General features: G+C 69.6%; 16 protein-coding genes and 1 pseudogene. 10 read left to right on the top strand and 7 right to left on the bottom strand.

What is annotated here, in order from left to right; translation table 11 throughout:
* Positions 1 to 190 (top strand): hypothetical protein (locus ACXAID_RS21635; protein ID WP_475024247.1); only part of this gene is annotated, 190 nt, incomplete at its 5' end.
* On the opposite strand, the gene ACXAID_RS21630 is transcribed toward ACXAID_RS21635, so the two are convergent.
* From ACXAID_RS21630 to ACXAID_RS21620, 3 genes are read right to left on the bottom strand one after another with little or no spacing between them, the layout of a single operon-like run.
* A complete protein-coding gene (locus tag ACXAID_RS21630; protein WP_475024246.1) occupies positions 146 to 1489 on the bottom strand; it encodes a helix-turn-helix domain-containing protein in 1344 nt (447 codons plus the stop codon). The genes ACXAID_RS21635 and ACXAID_RS21630 overlap by 45 nt on opposite strands.
* A 44-nt stretch (positions 1490 to 1533) precedes the next feature.
* A complete protein-coding gene (locus ACXAID_RS21625) occupies positions 1534 to 2328 on the bottom strand; it encodes an acetoin reductase (protein WP_475024249.1) in 795 nt (264 codons plus the stop codon).
* Positions 2329 to 2339: 11 nt separating this feature from the next.
* Entirely contained in the window at positions 2340 to 3392 is a 1053-nt protein-coding gene (locus ACXAID_RS21620; protein WP_475024245.1) for a 2,3-butanediol dehydrogenase, read from the bottom strand.
* A 128-nt stretch (positions 3393 to 3520) separates the two neighbouring features.
* Between ACXAID_RS21620 and ACXAID_RS21615 the strand changes: the two genes are divergently transcribed.
* From ACXAID_RS21615 to ACXAID_RS21590, 6 genes are all read left to right on the top strand, one after another.
* The gene (locus tag ACXAID_RS21615) at positions 3521 to 5356 is read left to right on the top strand and encodes an NAD(P)-binding domain-containing protein (protein WP_475024244.1); all 1836 of its coding nucleotides are present in this window, start codon (positions 3521 to 3523) and stop codon (positions 5354 to 5356) included.
* An 84-nt stretch (positions 5357 to 5440) separates the two neighbouring features.
* Positions 5441 to 7483, top strand: coding sequence for a prolyl oligopeptidase family serine peptidase (locus tag ACXAID_RS21610; RefSeq protein ID WP_475024243.1), 2043 nt, complete (start codon positions 5441 to 5443; stop codon positions 7481 to 7483).
* Position 7484: 1 nt separating this feature from the next.
* The gene (locus ACXAID_RS21605) at positions 7485 to 8129 is read left to right on the top strand and encodes an LpqN/LpqT family lipoprotein (protein WP_475024242.1); all 645 of its coding nucleotides are present in this window, start codon (positions 7485 to 7487) and stop codon (positions 8127 to 8129) included.
* Positions 8126 to 8446 (top strand): hypothetical protein, encoded by a 321-nt coding sequence (locus ACXAID_RS21600; protein ID WP_475024241.1) that lies wholly within the window; start codon positions 8126 to 8128, stop codon positions 8444 to 8446. The genes ACXAID_RS21605 and ACXAID_RS21600 overlap by 4 nt, the downstream gene beginning before the upstream one ends.
* Before the next feature lie 63 nt (positions 8447 to 8509).
* Positions 8510 to 9418: a crotonase/enoyl-CoA hydratase family protein gene (locus ACXAID_RS21595; protein ID WP_475024240.1), complete on the top strand. Its 909-nt coding sequence runs from the start codon at positions 8510 to 8512 to the stop codon at positions 9416 to 9418.
* 5 nt (positions 9419 to 9423) lie between these two features.
* Positions 9424 to 10929, top strand: a complete 1506-nt coding sequence (locus ACXAID_RS21590; RefSeq protein ID WP_475024239.1) for an FAD-dependent monooxygenase — start codon at positions 9424 to 9426, stop codon at positions 10927 to 10929.
* Here the strand turns inward: ACXAID_RS21590 and ACXAID_RS21585 are convergent.
* A complete protein-coding gene (locus tag ACXAID_RS21585; RefSeq protein ID WP_475024238.1) occupies positions 10895 to 11416 on the bottom strand; it encodes a DedA family protein in 522 nt (173 codons plus the stop codon). The two genes, ACXAID_RS21590 and ACXAID_RS21585, sit on opposite strands and share 35 nt — an antisense overlap.
* Positions 11417 to 11460: 44 nt before the next feature.
* Positions 11461 to 11901, bottom strand: a complete 441-nt coding sequence (locus ACXAID_RS21580; protein ID WP_475024248.1) for a GbsR/MarR family transcriptional regulator — start codon at positions 11899 to 11901, stop codon at positions 11461 to 11463.
* A 121-nt stretch (positions 11902 to 12022) separates the two neighbouring features.
* Between ACXAID_RS21580 and ACXAID_RS21575 the strand changes: the two genes are divergently transcribed.
* Genes ACXAID_RS21575 through ACXAID_RS21565 form a run of 3 tightly spaced genes read left to right on the top strand, consistent with a single transcriptional unit; the run spans position 12023 to position 14366 of the window.
* The gene (locus tag ACXAID_RS21575) at positions 12023 to 12895 is read left to right on the top strand and encodes an ABC transporter ATP-binding protein (RefSeq protein WP_475024237.1); all 873 of its coding nucleotides are present in this window, start codon (positions 12023 to 12025) and stop codon (positions 12893 to 12895) included.
* On the top strand, positions 12892 to 13602 hold the full coding sequence (locus ACXAID_RS21570; protein WP_475024236.1) for a fluoroquinolone export ABC transporter permease subunit: 711 nt from the start codon (positions 12892 to 12894) through the stop codon (positions 13600 to 13602). Before ACXAID_RS21575 ends, ACXAID_RS21570 begins: the two co-directional genes overlap by 4 nt.
* Positions 13599 to 14366, top strand: coding sequence for an ABC transporter permease (locus tag ACXAID_RS21565; RefSeq protein WP_475024235.1), 768 nt, complete (start codon positions 13599 to 13601; stop codon positions 14364 to 14366). Before ACXAID_RS21570 ends, ACXAID_RS21565 begins: the two co-directional genes overlap by 4 nt.
* 21 nt (positions 14367 to 14387) lie before the next feature.
* Here ACXAID_RS21565 and ACXAID_RS21560 read toward each other — a convergent pair whose 3' ends face one another.
* Both ACXAID_RS21560 and ACXAID_RS21555 read right to left on the bottom strand, forming a co-directional pair.
* Entirely contained in the window at positions 14388 to 15149 is a 762-nt protein-coding gene (locus ACXAID_RS21560; RefSeq protein WP_475024234.1) for a polysaccharide deacetylase family protein, read from the bottom strand.
* Between the two features lie 54 nt (positions 15150 to 15203).
* Positions 15204 to 15524, bottom strand: a pseudogene (locus tag ACXAID_RS21555) (hypothetical protein); the annotation flags it as partial.

The raw sequence follows: 15524 nt of genomic DNA, 5'->3' as shown, positions 1-15524 counted from the left end.
GGTCGGGGCGGGCGCCCCGGCCCCGCACCCGGTCCGACCGGTCCGCGGCTGCCACGACGACCGCGCCGTGGGCAGCGTGCGCTACCGGCTCGGTGCGCTCAACGACTTCGCGATGAACTTCGGCATGTTCTGGATGAGCACCGGTCTACTGGTCCCGATCCTGCCGTTCTTCACGGCGTTCGCCTTCTGACCCCGACACCGTCGCCCGCAGCATCCCGATAGCCGGGGCGGTCGACGGGGGCAGCAACAGCCGCCGGTCCGCGGGGTAGCGCACCTGGAGGGTCACCGAGCCGGCGAACCGGTAGGGCTGGGCTGCCAGCAGCCCGGCGAACTGCTTGCGCAACCGCGACATCTCCACCCGCACGGTCACCACCCGGGACCGGTCACCGTAGAGGTCCTCCGCCAGCTGGGGGGCCGTGCGGCCCTGCGGCGAGGCCGCCAGCACGCACAGGATCTCGGCGTGCCGAAGCGACAGATCGTGACGCCACGAACCGAACTCCCCGGTCAGGCACAACGACGGCAGGTCGGGGTTCGCCAGATCCAGCGTCACCTGCGACACCCGCGGATCCCCGGCGCCCTCGTCGGCGTCCCCGGCCAGGCGGACCAGCCAACCCCCGGGCAGCGGTTCCACGGCGCACATCCCCAGCGTCGCCACCCACACCCGGCCGGGCTCCAGCTGGTCGGGCAGCAGGATCCGGTTGTGCAGCGGCAACGCGTCGACGGCGGCCACCCATCCCTCGGTGTCGACCGCCAGCGCCGGAGCATCGATGCGCGCCAGGATCGGCGCAGCGAAGGCGCGCAGCCGGTTCAGCGTGCGGTCGTGCTCGGCGCGCAGGTGCGATTCGGCCAGCCGGGCGACGGCGTCGACCAGGGCGATCGTGGTGGGGTGCACGGTGGGCGCCGGACCGGAGACGTCGACGACACCGATGACCTGTCCGGTCCGCGGATCCCGGATGGGCGCACCCGCGCAGGTCCACGGGTGGTGGCTGCGCAGGAAGTGCTCGGCGGAGAACACCTGCACGGCGCGCTGGGACACCAGGGCGGTGCCGATCGCGTTGGTTCCGACTGCGCTCTCGCCCCAGTTCGCGCCCTCCACGAAACCCAACCGGTCGGCGTTGTGCAGTACCGACGGCCGTCCGTTGCGCCACAACACCCGGCCCTGCGCGTCGGCGACGACGAGGATGTTCTCGCCGTCGGCCACCAGAGACTCCAGACCGTGCGAGATCTCGTCGAGCACCTCGAGCAGCCCGGAGGACCGGCGCAGCATCTCCAACGCACCGGTCTCGACCACCGGCGGCGGGTCCGGTGCCCGGTTGTGCATCCCGCGGGCCAGCATCCGCTGCCAGCTCTCGCCGATGACCTCACGGGGCCGCGCCGGAGCCCGGTCCCCGGCCATCGTCGCGTCGTACACAGCCGACATCAGCCGCGCATAGCTGCGCGGATCCTCACCGACTGCCACTGCGGGTTCAGGCACGGGCGAACCTTGCATCTGTTTCGATTGTGCTCCTCACCGGGGCGGTGCACCAGGACATCTCAGCGATAGACCAGTCCACCGTCGATCAGGCCCGACTGCCCGGTCATGTACTCGGCGTCCGGGCCGGCCAGGTAGGAGACGAAGCCCGCGACGTCCTCGGGCGTCTCGGCCCGGCCGAGCGCGATTCCGCCGACGAACGTGTCGTAGGTCTCCCCCTCGGCGGCCCCGGTCAGTTCGGCGAAGCGCTTGTCGATCTCCACCCACATTTCGGTGCCGACCACGCCCGGGCAGTAGGCGTTGACGGTGATGCCGTCGGCGGCGTGTTCCTTGGCCGCGGCCTGGGTCAGCGCGCGCACCGCGAACTTCGAGGCGCTGTAGGCGCCGAGCATGCCGAACCCGTCGTGCCCGGCGATCGACGAGGCATTAATGATCTTGCTGACGCGTCCCTTGTCTTGGTTGCCCAGTTCCTTGAACTTCGCCACCGCCGCCTGGATACCCCACAGCACCCCGTTGACGTTGATCGCCCACAGCTTCTCGACCTGCTCGGGCGTCACCTCACCGATCGGCCCGACCAGCGCGATGCCGGCGTTGTTGACCATGATGTCGAGCCCGCCCAACGCCGTGGCGGCGTGGTCGACCGCGGCGAAGACCTGGTCGCGGTCGCTCACGTCGGCGACGACGGTCACCGCCTTGCAGCCGATCTCGGCGATCTCGTCGGCCACCGAGCTGATCCCCTCGGGGCGCACGTCGACCAGGGCGACGTCGGCACCGTCACGGGCCAGCCGCAGCGCGATTCCGCGGCCGATTCCGCGTGCCGCGCCGGTCACCAGGGCGACTTGTCCGGTCAGTGTCATCGCTGTCATGGCTACTGCTCTCCGTTCGGGTCGATCAGAACCTTCATCTTGGTGCCGGCGTGCAGCGCCTCGAACCCCTCGTCGATCACGTCGTCGAGGGCGATGCGGGTCACCCAGCCGGTGGTGTCGTAAGCCCCGTCGGCCATCAGCGCGATGACGGCTTCGAAGTCCGCGCCGGTGTAGCACAACGACCCCTGGATCCGGGACTCGTTCATGACGAGGTTCAGCAGTGGTGTCTCCAAGGGCTTTTCGTAGATCGCCACGCTGACCATCGGCTTGCGCGACCCGACACAGGCCAGTGCCGTCTGCACCGCAGGCGTCACCCCGGCGGCGTCGAACACCGCGTCGGCGCCCGCCCCTCGGGTGCGCTCGGCGATGAAGGCGGCTACGTCGATGTCGGCCGGGTCCAGGGTCGCCGCCCCCAGGGCCTCGATGGCCGCGCGCCGGGTCGGTGCGGGTTCGACGACGAAGACGTCGTCGAGGCCCTTGCCGCGCAGCGCGAACCACAGACCGATGCCGATCGGGCCCGCGCCGAACACCATCGCGGTGTCGCCGGGGCCGACCTCGCCGAGGGTGGCGGCGTGATAGGCCACCGACATCGGTTCGACCAGTGCGCCGAGTTCCAGGCCGACGTTGTCGGGCAGCCGGTGCAGCATCTCGGTCGGCACCACGCTGAACTCGGCCATGCCGCCATCGGACATCAGGCCGTGGAAGCCGATCTGGGCGCACACGTTGTAGTTGCCGGCCCGGCACGCGGGGCACTGCCCGCACCGGTACACCGGCTCCACCACGACGCGGTCGCCCTCGCTCCAGCCGGTGACACCGTCACCGACGGCGGTGATGGTGCCGGAGAACTCGTGCCCCATGGTCAGCGGGAGCTGCTGGCCGGTCAGCGGGTGCGGTTCGGTGGGAACGAAGATCGGCCCCGCGTAGTACTCGTGCAGGTCGGTTCCGCAGATGCCGTTGTAACCGACCTGCAGCTTGACGGTGCCCGGGCCGGGTGCGGGCTCGGGCACGTCGTCGATCTCGAGTTTGTTCGGTCCGTAGTAGACGGCTGCTTTCATGCCCATCGTTGTATGTGACCGCCGACACACCGCAAAAGAGTTGCAGGGGGTTGCAGCCTGCACGTGAGGGGGTTGCAACGCTTCGCAACTCTTGTCGCCGACCCGGACCTGGGTGTGGTGTGGCTCACATGACATCGACTCTCGAACCTCAGACCACCCCTGACGTGACCCCGCAGCAGCGCGTCGACGCCTGGCTGGCCGACTTCTCCGCGGCGCTGGCCGCACGCGACATCGACCGTGTCACCGCGATGTTCGCCGTCGACAGCTTCTGGCGCGATCTGGTGTCGTTCACCTGGAACATCACCACCATGGAGGGCCGCGACCAGATCGCCGACATGCTGACCGCACGGCTGGCCGGCACCGACCCGTCCGGGTTCCGCACCCGGGAGACGCCGACCGAGGACGGCGGTGTGACGACCGCCTTCATCGAGTTCGACACCGGCGTCGGCCGCGGCACCGGTCACCTGCGGTTGCGGCACGAGGACGACGGACAGGACCGGGCCTGGACGCTGCTGACCGCGCTGCAGGAGCTCACGGGCCACGAGGAGCACAAGGGCCCGACCCGGGTACTCGGCGCGGTGCACGGCGACGACCCCGACCCCCGCTCCTGGGCCGAGAAGCGTGCCGCCGAGGACGTCGAGCTGGGCCGCACCGTCCAGCCGTACGCGCTGGTGATCGGTGGCGGCCAGGGCGGCATCGCGCTCGGTGCGCGGTTGCGTCAGCTCGGGGTGCCCGCCATCGTCGTCGACCGCCACGAACGCCCGGGCGATCAGTGGCGCAACCGGTACAAGTCGCTGTGCCTGCACGACCCGGTCTGGTACGACCACCTGCCCTACCTGCCGTTCCCGGCGAACTGGCCGGTGTTCGCCCCCAAGGACAAGATCGGCGACTGGCTGGAGTTCTACACCCGGGTGATGGAGGTGCCGTACTGGTCGAAGACCACCTGCCGGTCGGCCTCCTTCGACGAACAATCCCAGACCTGGACCGTCGAGGTGGACCGCGACGGCGAGCGGATCACCCTGCATCCCACCCAGCTCGTCCTGGCCACCGGGATGTCCGGGAAGCCCAGCATTCCGACGCTGCCCGGCCAGGACGTCTTCCGCGGCGACCAGCAGCACTCCTCGGCGCACCCCGGCCCCGACGCCTACGTCGGCAGGAAAGCCGTGGTGATCGGTTCGAACAACTCCGCCCACGACATCTGCAAGGCGCTCTACGAGAACGGCGTGGACGTGACGATGGTTCAGCGCTCCTCGACCCACATCGTCAAGTCGGACACGTTGATGGACATCGGCCTGGGTGACCTCTACTCCGAACGCGCCCTGGAAGCCGGCATGACCACCGAGAAGGCGGATCTGACGTTCGCGTCGCTGCCGTACCGGATCATGCACGAGTTCCAGATCCCGCTGTATGACCGGATGCGCGAGCGGGACAAGGAGTTCTACGACCGCCTGGAGGCCGCCGGATTCGAATTGGACTGGGGTGCTGACGGTTCCGGCCTGTTCATGAAGTATCTGCGGCGCGGGTCGGGCTACTACATCGACGTCGGGGCATGCGAGCTCGTCGCCGACGGCCGGATCAAGCTGGCCCACGGGCAGGTCGACCGCCTGACCGAGGACGCGGTGGTGCTCGCCGACGGCACCGAGCTGCCCGCCGATCTGGTGGTCTATGCGACCGGCTACGGATCGATGAACGGCTGGGCGGCCGACCTGATCGGCCAAGACGTCGCCGACCGGGTCGGCAAGGTCTGGGGGCTGGGCAGCGACACACCCAAGGACCCGGGGCCGTGGGAGGGCGAGCAGCGCAACATGTGGAAGCCCACCCGGCAACCGAACCTGTGGTTCCACGGCGGCAACCTGCACCAGTCGCGGCACTATTCGCTGTACCTGGCGCTGCAGCTCAAGGCCCGCTTCGAGGGCATCGACACCCCGGTCTACCGGCTGGCCGAGGTGCACCACCTCAGCTGACCTCCACCCCCCGCCGAAATGGCATTCCAGCAGCGAAACTTCGAGTAGGGACCTGCTGGAATGCCATTTCGGCCACGGGTGAGAATGGTGGGTGTGACAGACACCCCCGACGTGCAGAATGACCCGTACCTGTGGCTCGAGGACGTGACTGGCGACGACGCGCTGGCCTGGGTCCGCGACCACAACGACCCCACCGTGGCCGAGCTCGCCGGTGAGCGCTTCGAGCAGATGCGCGCCGAGGCGCTCGAGGTGCTCGACACCGACAGCCGGATCCCGTACGTGCGCCGCCGCGGCGAATTCCTCTACAACTTCTGGCGGGATGCGAGCAACCAGAAGGGGCTGTGGCGGCGTACCACGCTGGAGAGCTACCGCAGCGAGCAGCCCGACTGGGACGTCATCATCGACGTGGACGAACTCGCCCGGGCCGACGACCGCAACTGGGTGTGGGCCGGGGCCACCGTCATCGAACCCGACCACAGCCGGGCGCTGGTCAGCCTGTCCCCCGGCGGCTCCGACGCGGCGGTGGTCCGCGAGTTCGACATGGCGACCCGCACCTTCGTCGACGGCGGTTTCCAGCTGGCCGAGGCCAAGTCGCAGGCCACCTGGGCCGACGAGGACACCCTGCTGGTGGGCACCGACTTCGGGGAGGGGTCGCTGACCGAGTCGGGCTACCCGCGGATCGTGAAGCGGTGGCGGCGCGGACAGCCGCTCGACCAGGCCGAGACGGTGTTCAGCGGCGCCCCCAGCGACGTCATCGTCGCGGCCTCGGTGGACCGCACCCCCGGGTTCGAGCGCACTGTCATCAGCCGGGCGCTGGACTTCTTCAACGAAGAGGTCTACGAACTGCGCGGCGACGAACTCATCCGCCTCGACACCCCCACGGACGCCAGCGTCTCGATCCACCGCAACTGGCTGCTGATCGAACTGCGCACCGACTGGGAGCGGCCCGTGCTGACCGGCGTGGACAGCTACCCCGCCGGCGCGCTGCTGGCCGCCGACTATGACGAGTTCCTCGCCGGCACAGCACAATTACAGGTGGTCTTCACTCCGGATGCGCACACCTACCTGCACCACTACGCCTGGACGCGCGACCGCCTGGTGGTCGTCACCCTCGCCGACGTGGCCAGCCGGGTCCAGGTGTTCACCCCCGGCACCTGGGCCGCCGAGCCGGTCGGCGGCCTGCCCGACAACACCAACACCTCGGTCGTCGCGGCGGACAGCTTCGGCGCCGAGATCTTCCTGGACACCAGCGGTTTCGACACCCCGTCCCGGCTGCTGCACGGGGCCGCCGGCGGGCAGCTCACCGAAGTCAAGCACGCACCGTCGTTCTTCGACGCCGCCGACCTCGAGGTCACCCAGCACTTCGCCACCTCCGCCGACGGCACGGCGATCCCGTACTTCGTGGTCGGGCACCGGAACCGGCGGGGCCCCGGGCCCACCCTGCTCGGCGGATACGGCGGATTCGAGGTAGCCCGCACACCGGGCTACGACGGGGTGCTGGGCCGGTTGTGGCTGTCGCGGGGCGGCACCTACGTGCTGGCCAACATCCGTGGCGGCGGCGAGTACGGACCGGCCTGGCACACCCAGGCGATGCGCGCCGGCCGGCATCTGGTGGCAGAGGACTTCGCCGCGGTGGCAAAGGATCTGGTCGACCGTGGTATCACCACCGTCGGTCAGCTCGGCGCCCAGGGCGGCAGCAACGGCGGGCTGCTGATGGGCATCATGCTCACCCGCTACCCCGAGTTGTTCGGGGCCCTGGTGTGCAGTGTGCCGCTGCTGGACATGCGCCGGTTCCACCTGTTGCTGGCCGGCGCGTCCTGGGTTGCCGAGTACGGCGACCCGGATGACCCGCAGGACTGGGCGTTCATCTCCGAATACTCCCCCTACCAGAACATCTCGACCGACCGGCGCTACCCGCCGGTCCTGATCACCACGTCCACCCGTGACGACCGCGTCCATCCCGGCCACGCCAGGAAGATGACCGCGGCACTGGAGGCTGCCGGACACCGGGTCTCCTACTACGAGAACATCGAGGGCGGACATGCCGGAGCAGCCGACAATCCGCAGATCGCCTTCCGCGCCGCACTGGTCTACGAGTACCTTTGGCGGACACTCGACGGGAGCTGACATGTCCATCACCCTCAGAGCCGCGCTCGTGGTGGCGACCGCTACGGCGCTGCTTGCGACCGGGTGCGCCCGCGACATCAGCGGGACGGCAATGCCGGCCGCGGCGCCGGCGGACGCCGGCGGCCAGCAGGACAGCTGCCGCACCGTCGATGCGCCGCTGGTCGACATCCCGTCGAGCGATGAGGACGAACCGCGCCTGCGCATCCCGGTGCCGGCGGGCTGGAAGCGCAACTCGATGATGGACAGCCAGATCATCCGGTTCGCCATCGTCGCCGAGGACCTCACCTCCGACGGCTTTTCCACCAATGCCGTGGTCACCCTCGAATCGGCACGCGGGTCCACCGAGTCACCCGAGGAGATCTTCGAGCAGAACCGCGATAGCCTGGTCCGGATGATGGGCGCATCGGATCTGTCCGTCGAGGCGAACATGACCTGCGGACTCCCCTCGGAGACAACGGATTACACCGCTCCGGCAATGGGGATGGCGCCGGAGCGCCCGGTGATCATGCATGCGGTCGTCGCCGAGGGCGACACCACCTATCTGGCTACGCTGACGATCCAGACCACCGAACCCGACGACCCGGACTACCAGCGCGACGCGCAGGAGATCATCGACGGGTTCCAGGTGCTGGCGGCGGCGCAGTGAGCACGCTGTCGACGGTCCTGCTGGCCGCGGGTGCGCTGGCGCTGCTGGCCGGTGCCGCCATCCCCGGCTGGGACACCGAGACGCTACCCAAGCGGGCGGTCAAGCGGCGGGTGTACTGGACCGGAACCGGTGTCGGGGTGGTGCTGCTGGTTCTCGGCGGGCTGCCCGATGTGCAGAGCGCCGTCGCCTTCGCCGCCTCCGCGCTGATCCTGATGGTCGGCTTCGCGTACTTCCGGACCCCCAACATCAAGATCGGCGGGCAGATCCGGTCCGGCTACGAACCGCACCGCGAACCCGATCCCCCGCCGGGGGTGTAACGCGCCGGGCTGCTCGAGGCATTCCGCGGCTGGCGCTGACGCGCAGCGGGCACACTGCTGGTCATGTCATCGACGTCGCCGACCTTCGAGACCCTGCTGTACCGGACCGAACCTCCGGTAGCCACCATCACGCTGAACCGGCCGGAGCGCCTCAACACCATCGTGCCGCCGATGCCCGACGAGATCGAGGCCGCGATCGGACTGGCCGAGCGGGATCCGGCGGTCAAGGTGATCGTGCTGCGCGGGGCCGGGCGTGCCTTCTCCGGCGGGTACGACTTCGGCGGCGGCTTCGAGCACTGGGGCGAGTCGATGAACACCGAGGGGCGCTGGGACCCGGGCAAGGACTTCGCGATGGTTTCGTCTCGCGAGACCGGCCCGACGAGCAAGTTCATGGCGATCTGGCGCGCGTCCAAGCCGGTGATCGCGCAGGTGCACGGCTGGTGCGTCGGCGGGGCCAGCGACTACGCGCTGTGCGCCGACATCGTGATCGCCAGCGACGACGCCGTGATCGGCACGCCGTACGCCAGGATGTGGGGCGCCTACCTGACCGGCATGTGGCTGTACCGGCTGTCCCTGGCGAAGGTGAAGTGGCATTCCCTGACCGGGGAGCCGCTGACCGGTACCGAGGCCGCCGCAGTCGAGCTGATCAACGAATCGGTGCCGTTCGAGCGGTTGGAGGCCCGGGTGGCCGAGGTCGCCGCCCGGCTCGCCACCATTCCGCTGAGCCAGCTGCAGGCGCAGAAGCTGATCGTCAACCAGGCCTACGAGAACATGGGCCTGGCCTCGACCCAGACGCTCGGCGGCATCCTCGACGGTCTGATGCGCAACACTCCGGACGCGCTGCGCTTCGTCGACACCGCCGCCGCCGCGGGGGTGCGGGCCGCGGTCGAACAGCGCGACGGACCGTGGGGGGACTACAGCCAGGCCCCGCCGCACCGGCAGCCCGATCCGTCCCACGTGATCGAGCCCTGAACCCCGTGGTCGACACCGACGTCCTGGTGGTGGGGGCCGGGCCGACCGGTCTCACGCTGGCCTGCGCGCTGCGGTTGCACGGCCTGGCCGTGCGGGTGGCCGACCGTGCGCCCGGGCCGGCGACGACGTCGCGGGCCAATTTCCTGCATGCCCGCGGCTCGGAGGTGCTGGGCCGGATCGGCGCACTGGGCACCTTGCCGGACGAGTCGCTGCGCGCCATGCGCATCACCAACTACCTGGGTGATCGACCGCTCGTGACGCTGGAGTTCGGCGACCCCCGGATGCGGACGGCCGCACCCCCGATGGTGGTCTCCCAGGCCAGGGTCGAGGCTGCGCTGCGGGCCCGGCTGGCCGAGCTCGACGTGACCCCGCACTGGGGCAACGGGTTGGCCGCACTGCGCGCCGACGGCGAGACCGGTGACTGCGCCGTCGCCGAACTCGACGACGGCACCGAAGTCCGCGCCCGGTGGGTGGTCGGGTGCGACGGCACCTCCAGCACCACCCGGACGTCGGCCGGCATCGGGTTTCCCGGCGTCAAGCTCACCGAACGCTGGCTACTGGCCGACCTGCACCTCGACTGGGATCTCGACCGCGGCGGCACCACCGGATGGATCCACCCCGACGGGTTGCTCGGCGCGATGCCGATGCCCGACGACCGCGGCGATCTGTGGCGGGTGTTCGCCTACGACCCCGGCGGGTCCCCGAAGCCCGGCGAGAGCGAAACCCTGGAGCGGATGCGCCAGGTCATCCCGCAGCGCAGCGGACGCCGGGTGCAGGTCGGCGACGCGGAGTGGTTGTCGATGTTCACCGTGCATCGCCGGCTCGCCGAGCGCTATCGGCGGGGCCGGATCCTGATCGCCGGAGACGCCGCCCACGCGCACGCGCCGTTCGGCGGCCAGGGCATGCTGACCGGGATCGGCGACGCCGAGAACCTGGCATTCAAGATCGCGCTGGTGACGCGCGGGCTGGCCGCTGACGCGTTGATCGACAGCTACGAGGCCGAGCGGCGGCCGCTGGCCACCGAGGTGCTGCGCGGCACCAGCGCGGTCACCCGGGTCAACGTCGCGGCCAACCCGGTCGGCCGGTTCCTGCGAGACCGGTTGGCGCCGAAGATCTTCGGCCTGGCGCCGGTGCAGCGGTGGACCACCTACACCGCCTCGCAATTGTGGGTCAGCTACCGGAAGGGCCCACTGGGCGGGCGCGGGTCCAAGCCCCGGCCCGGTGACCGGATCCCCGATCTGCAGTGCTCCCGGCCCGACGGGAGCGCGACGCTGCTGCACCGCGAGCTCGGCGGGCGCTGGGCCCTGCTGTGTCCGCCCGCGACGCCGGCCCGCCGCGCCGAGGCGGTCCGCGGGTGTCTCGGCGAGTTCGTGACGACCCTGACCTACGACGGTCCCGAGGTGATGCTGGTGCGACCGGATGCTCATCTGGCCTGGCGCGGGGATCCCGGCGACGAGGACGGCGTCCGCGGTTGGCTCACCTCGGCGATGAGCACCGGCTCGGCGCGGTGATCGCGCTGTTCCACACCAGACTGCCCAGCGTGGTGAGCACCGTGAAGACGGCGAAGTTCATCCGCTCGGTCCCGGCGGGAACCGAGATGAAGCTGCGGGCCAGCGGCAGCATCCTGCCGAAGAACACGCCTTTGGCGCCGTGCCGGGCGAACCAGGCCTTGGAGTTGTCGATGTCGTGTGCGTCGATCAGCGGAACGCGAAGCGCCAGCTTGCGCATCCGTTCATGGCCGAGCCACGCTCCCAGCAGATAGATGACCCAGGCGCCGACCACCGAACCGATGGTGGTCCACATGATCGCCTCCACCACGGACAGCTCGCCCAGGCGCGCGGCGAATCCGGCCACCGGGAGGATCACTTCGCTGGGCAGCGGCGGGAACAGGTTCTCCAGGAAGATCGCCAGGCCTGCGCCCGGACCGCCGAGGCGCTCCATCAGGTCCACGGTCCAGCCGGCGAGTCCATCGATTTCGGTGGCGGCGTCTGTGGACAACGAGAGCCTTTCGGAGGTCGACTCGTTCCGAGGGTAGCGGCTGCTCAGCGGCGGCTGGCGTGCCAGCGTTCCAGCACCGCCGGGATCTCGGCCATCAGAAAGGCGTAGAAGTCACGCATCTCGGTCAACTTCTCCCGGGCCAGGCTGGCCTGGTCGGTCGCCGCGATGCCGGCGTCGGCGGCATCGAGGAACAGGCCGATCGTCTGGTTCTGGCCGGTGTAGAGCGTGGCCCAGGCGTCCGGGCGCAGCCGGAAGTGGTCGCGGCGGCTGCTCGGCACCGGCACCTGCTCGATCAGACCCACCGATGTCAGGGTCTTCAGCGCACCCGAGATCGACCCGGCGCTGGCATCCAGGCTCTCGGCCAGCTCGGCCATCGTCACACTGGGCTGCTCGGTGAACAGCAGCGCGGCCAGCACCCGTGCGGTCATGCGCTGCAGCCCCTGACCGGACAGGACCAGCGCCAGCCGCTCCGCGACGTCGTGCAGCTTGGGCGACGTGACCACCGTCGAATCCTCCCGCAAGGAGACAGTCTTCAATATTTTCCGAAAGTTTAGTACAGTCTGTGCACGTGCTCCACAACCGCACCGAAGGCCGAGCCGACTCGAGATGAACACCGAACCCGTCATCGACGTCCGCGAGCTGACGTACACCTACCCGAAGACCAGCGACCCGGCGGTACGCGGCATGGACTTCACCGTGGACCGCGGGGAGATCTTCGGCTTCCTCGGGCCCAGCGGCGCCGGCAAGTCCACCACGCAGAAGCTGCTGATCGGGCTGCTGCGCGGACACGGCGGCCAGGCGCTGGTCTGGGGCCGCGACCCGGTGTCCTGGGGCCCGGACTACTACCAGCGCATCGGGGTCTCCTTCGAGCTGCCCAACCACTACCTGAAGCTGACCGGCGCGGAGAACCTGCGGTTCTTCGCCGCGCTCTACGGCGGCCCCACCCTCGACCCGTACGAACTCCTGGACGCGGTCGGCCTGACCGAGGCGGCCGACATCCGCGTCGGCCGGTATTCGAAGGGCATGCAGATGCGGCTGACGTTCGCGCGATCGCTGATCAACGATCCGGAACTGCTGTTCCTCGATGAGCCGACCTCGGGACTGGACCCGGTCAACGCACGCCGCATCAAGGACATGATCCTCGACCTGAAGGCCCGCGGCCGCACCGTCTTTCTGACCACCCACGACATGGCCACCGCCGACGAGCTCTGCGACCGTGTCGCGTTCGTCGTCGACGGGCGGATGGCCGCTCTCGACGCACCCGCCGAGCTCAAGATCGCCCGCAGTCGCCGGCTGGTCCGCGTCGAGTACCGCAGCCCGCAGGGCCGGTTGCAGGACACCGAGTTCCCGATGGACGGGCTGGCCGACAATCCGGACTTCCACGCGGTGCTGCGCGACCACCACGTGGAGACCATCCACAGCCGCGAGGCCAGCCTCGACGAGGTGTTCGTCGACGTCACCGGCCGGAGCCTGGCATGACGCGCTGGGTCAGCGCGTTACGGCTGGAGGCCACCCTGCAGTACCGGCAGCGATTCGTGCACGCCGCGCTGATCTCCGGCCTGCTGTGGCTGGCGGTGCTGCTGCCGATGCCGATGCACCTGCGCAGCATCGTCGAACCGTACATACTGATCGGCGACATCACCGTCATCGGCTTCTTCTTCATCGGCGGCTCGGTGTTCTACGAACGCCAGGAGCGCACGCTGGGCGCCGTGATCTGCAGCCCGCTGCGCTTCGGCGAATACCTTTCGGTCAAAATCATTGTCCTCACCGCTATTTCGCTTGTCATTGCCGTGGTCGTGGCAATCGCGACACATGGCGCGAACTTCCACCCGGCGCCGCTGCTGGCCGGCGTCGTGCTCGGCACCGTGGTGATGCTGCTGGCCGGTTTCGCGACCGCGCTGCCGTTCGCCTCGGTCAGCAACTGGTTCCTGTCCGCGGTGGGGCCGCTGGCCCTGCTCGGACTACCGGTGGTGTATCTGATGGGTGTCTGGCAGCACCCTGTGCTGTACCTCATTCCGACCCAGGGTCCGCTGTTGCTGTTCGCCGCGGTGTTCGACCAGATCACCCTCGCCCCGTGGCAGTTGGTGTACGCCCTGATCTACCCCGTGGTGTGTGCGGCAGGTCTCTATCGCCTGGCCAAGGGCATGTTCGGGCACTACGTCATCGAGCGGTCGGGAGTCGGATGACGACGACACCGGCGACACCGAAGACACCTCCGCTGCGCGCGTGGGCGGCGTTCGGCCGCAACGATCTTCGCGGAACCTACCGTGACCCGCTGCTGGTGATGATCGTGCTCGCACCGGTCATCTGGACGGTGGGCGCCGCGGTGCTCGTCCCCCGGCTGTCGCTCGCCCTGGCCGACCGCTACGACTTCGACCTGGTCCCCTACTACCCGGTGGTGGTCACCGGGCTGCTGCTGCTCACCAGCATCGCCGTCATCGGCGGACTGGCAGCGTTCCTGGTGCTCGACGAGATCGACGCGGGCACGCTGACCGCGCTGCGGGTCACACCGGTGTCGCTGACGAGCTTCTTCGGCTACCGCGCCACCACCGTCGTCGCCATCACCACCGTCTATGTGGCGGCGACGATCCCGTCGTCCGGGCTGCTGCCGGCCACGCTGGTGTGGCCGCTGATCCCGATCGGCCTCGTCGGCGGCCTGACGTCGGTGGTGACGATGCTGCTGATCGTCGCTGTGGCGAGCAACAAGGTGCAGGGCATTGCGATGCTGCGGCTGCTCGGGCTGCTGATCGCCGGAATACCCTGCCTGGCTTGGTTCCTCGAGTCCCCGGCCGATCTCGCTTTCGGTGTCCTGCCGCCCTACTGGGCCGCCAAGGCCTTCTGGGTCGCGGTCGAGCACGGCACCTGGTGGCCCTACCTCGTCGGCGGTGTCGTGGTCAACGTTGCGGCGGGCTGGCCGTTGCTGCGCCGTTTCGTCGCCAAGAACGCCTAGCGCGAACGCCGACCGCCGGGATCAGCCGACCGCGGCGAGCGCGGCCGCGTTCTTCACCTGCCAGCGCGACGACTCGGCGACCTCGGTCAGCAACGCGCGCACGACGCCGAACCTGGCGTCGTCGGCGAACGAGACGAACGGGTGCACAGTCAAGGTGACGAGGCCACCGGTTTCGGCCACTCCGTCGAGGACCTGCGACCAGTACTCGCCCACCGCGGCTTCGCTGCGCGGCCCGGCAGGATGCAGGTGGTACTGCCAGTAGTCGTTCATGTCCCAATGCCAAGGTACGACCACGATGCCGTTGTCCAACACCCGCACCGACAGCGGGTCTGCTTCGGTGTCCTCGTCGATGCTGCTGTCGTAGCGGTAGCCGAGATCGGCCAGCACCGCCGCAGTGCGGCTGCCTCGATATCCTCCGGGCGCGCGGAACCCGCGCGGGTCGGCGCCGGCGCGACGCAGCGCGGCGGTACCGTCCCACAGCAGGATTTCCTGGCGGTCGTCGTCCAGCGCCGCCCACTTCTCGTGGACCCAGCCGTGCAACCCGACTTCGTGGCCTGCCTCGGTTATCGCTTCGACGGCCTGCGGGTGGTGCAGCCCGTTCCATCCCTCGATGAAGAAGGTCGCCGTCACGTCGAGTTCGGCGAACAGGTCGAGCGCTCTGGGCAGGCCGATCTTGAGGCCGGGTTCGTCGGGATCGGGCCTGACCGCGCTGCCGTTGCCGATCTCGCGGGCTCGACCGAGGTTGTCGACGGTCAGGCACAGCGTCGCCGTGGGAACGGACATACCCGATGGTAGAGCCACCGCGTCGGCAACGGCCAGGACCGCGCTGCGCGCCGGCTACGACCGGGTTCGCCCACCCACCAGGCCACCCACGACGGCCACGATCACACCCAGCACCACCAGCGCCCCGCCGGCGAGCAGGGTGATGTTGAGCCAGTGGTGCAGGCTGTCTTCGGCGTGGGCGACCATGACCTCGGCGACGGTGCGGATGTCACCGGTGGTCTGGTTCAGCGCTTGGTCGACGTAGCCGGCCCCCACCTCGATGCCGGCCCACCCCGCCGCCCCCACCAGCAGCGCCGACACCCCGAGCGCGGTCAGCGCCTTACCTTTGGACCGTGCGGCGGCGAGGGTGAGCAGCGCCGCCAGGCCGGCCACGGC

Source organism: Mycobacterium sp. ABE4_509, from assembly GCF_056160785.1.
This window is presented reverse-complemented; position numbering and strand designations above follow the sequence as displayed.

What these genes read in the sequence shown, in the direction of transcription:
- ACXAID_RS21615 (WP_475024244.1), top strand. Translation starts at nt 3,521, where the DNA reads ATGACATCGACTCTCGAACCTCAGACCACCCCTGACGTGACCCCGCAG.
- ACXAID_RS21565 (WP_475024235.1), top strand. Translation starts at nt 13,599, where the DNA reads ATGACGACGACACCGGCGACACCGAAGACACCTCCGCTGCGCGCGTGG.
- ACXAID_RS21560 (WP_475024234.1), bottom strand. Translation starts at nt 15,149, where the DNA reads ATGTCCGTTCCCACGGCGACGCTGTGCCTGACCGTCGACAACCTCGGT.
- ACXAID_RS21570 (WP_475024236.1), top strand. Translation starts at nt 12,892, where the DNA reads ATGACGCGCTGGGTCAGCGCGTTACGGCTGGAGGCCACCCTGCAGTAC.
- ACXAID_RS21605 (WP_475024242.1), top strand. Translation starts at nt 7,485, where the DNA reads ATGTCCATCACCCTCAGAGCCGCGCTCGTGGTGGCGACCGCTACGGCG.
- ACXAID_RS21610 (WP_475024243.1), top strand. Translation starts at nt 5,441, where the DNA reads ATGGTGGGTGTGACAGACACCCCCGACGTGCAGAATGACCCGTACCTG.
- ACXAID_RS21575 (WP_475024237.1), top strand. Translation starts at nt 12,023, where the DNA reads ATGAACACCGAACCCGTCATCGACGTCCGCGAGCTGACGTACACCTAC.
- ACXAID_RS21620 (WP_475024245.1), bottom strand. Translation starts at nt 3,392, where the DNA reads ATGAAAGCAGCCGTCTACTACGGACCGAACAAACTCGAGATCGACGAC.
- ACXAID_RS21630 (WP_475024246.1), bottom strand. Translation starts at nt 1,489, where the DNA reads ATGCAAGGTTCGCCCGTGCCTGAACCCGCAGTGGCAGTCGGTGAGGAT.
- ACXAID_RS21595 (WP_475024240.1), top strand. Translation starts at nt 8,510, where the DNA reads ATGTCATCGACGTCGCCGACCTTCGAGACCCTGCTGTACCGGACCGAA.
- ACXAID_RS21625 (WP_475024249.1), bottom strand. Translation starts at nt 2,328, where the DNA reads ATGACACTGACCGGACAAGTCGCCCTGGTGACCGGCGCGGCACGCGGA.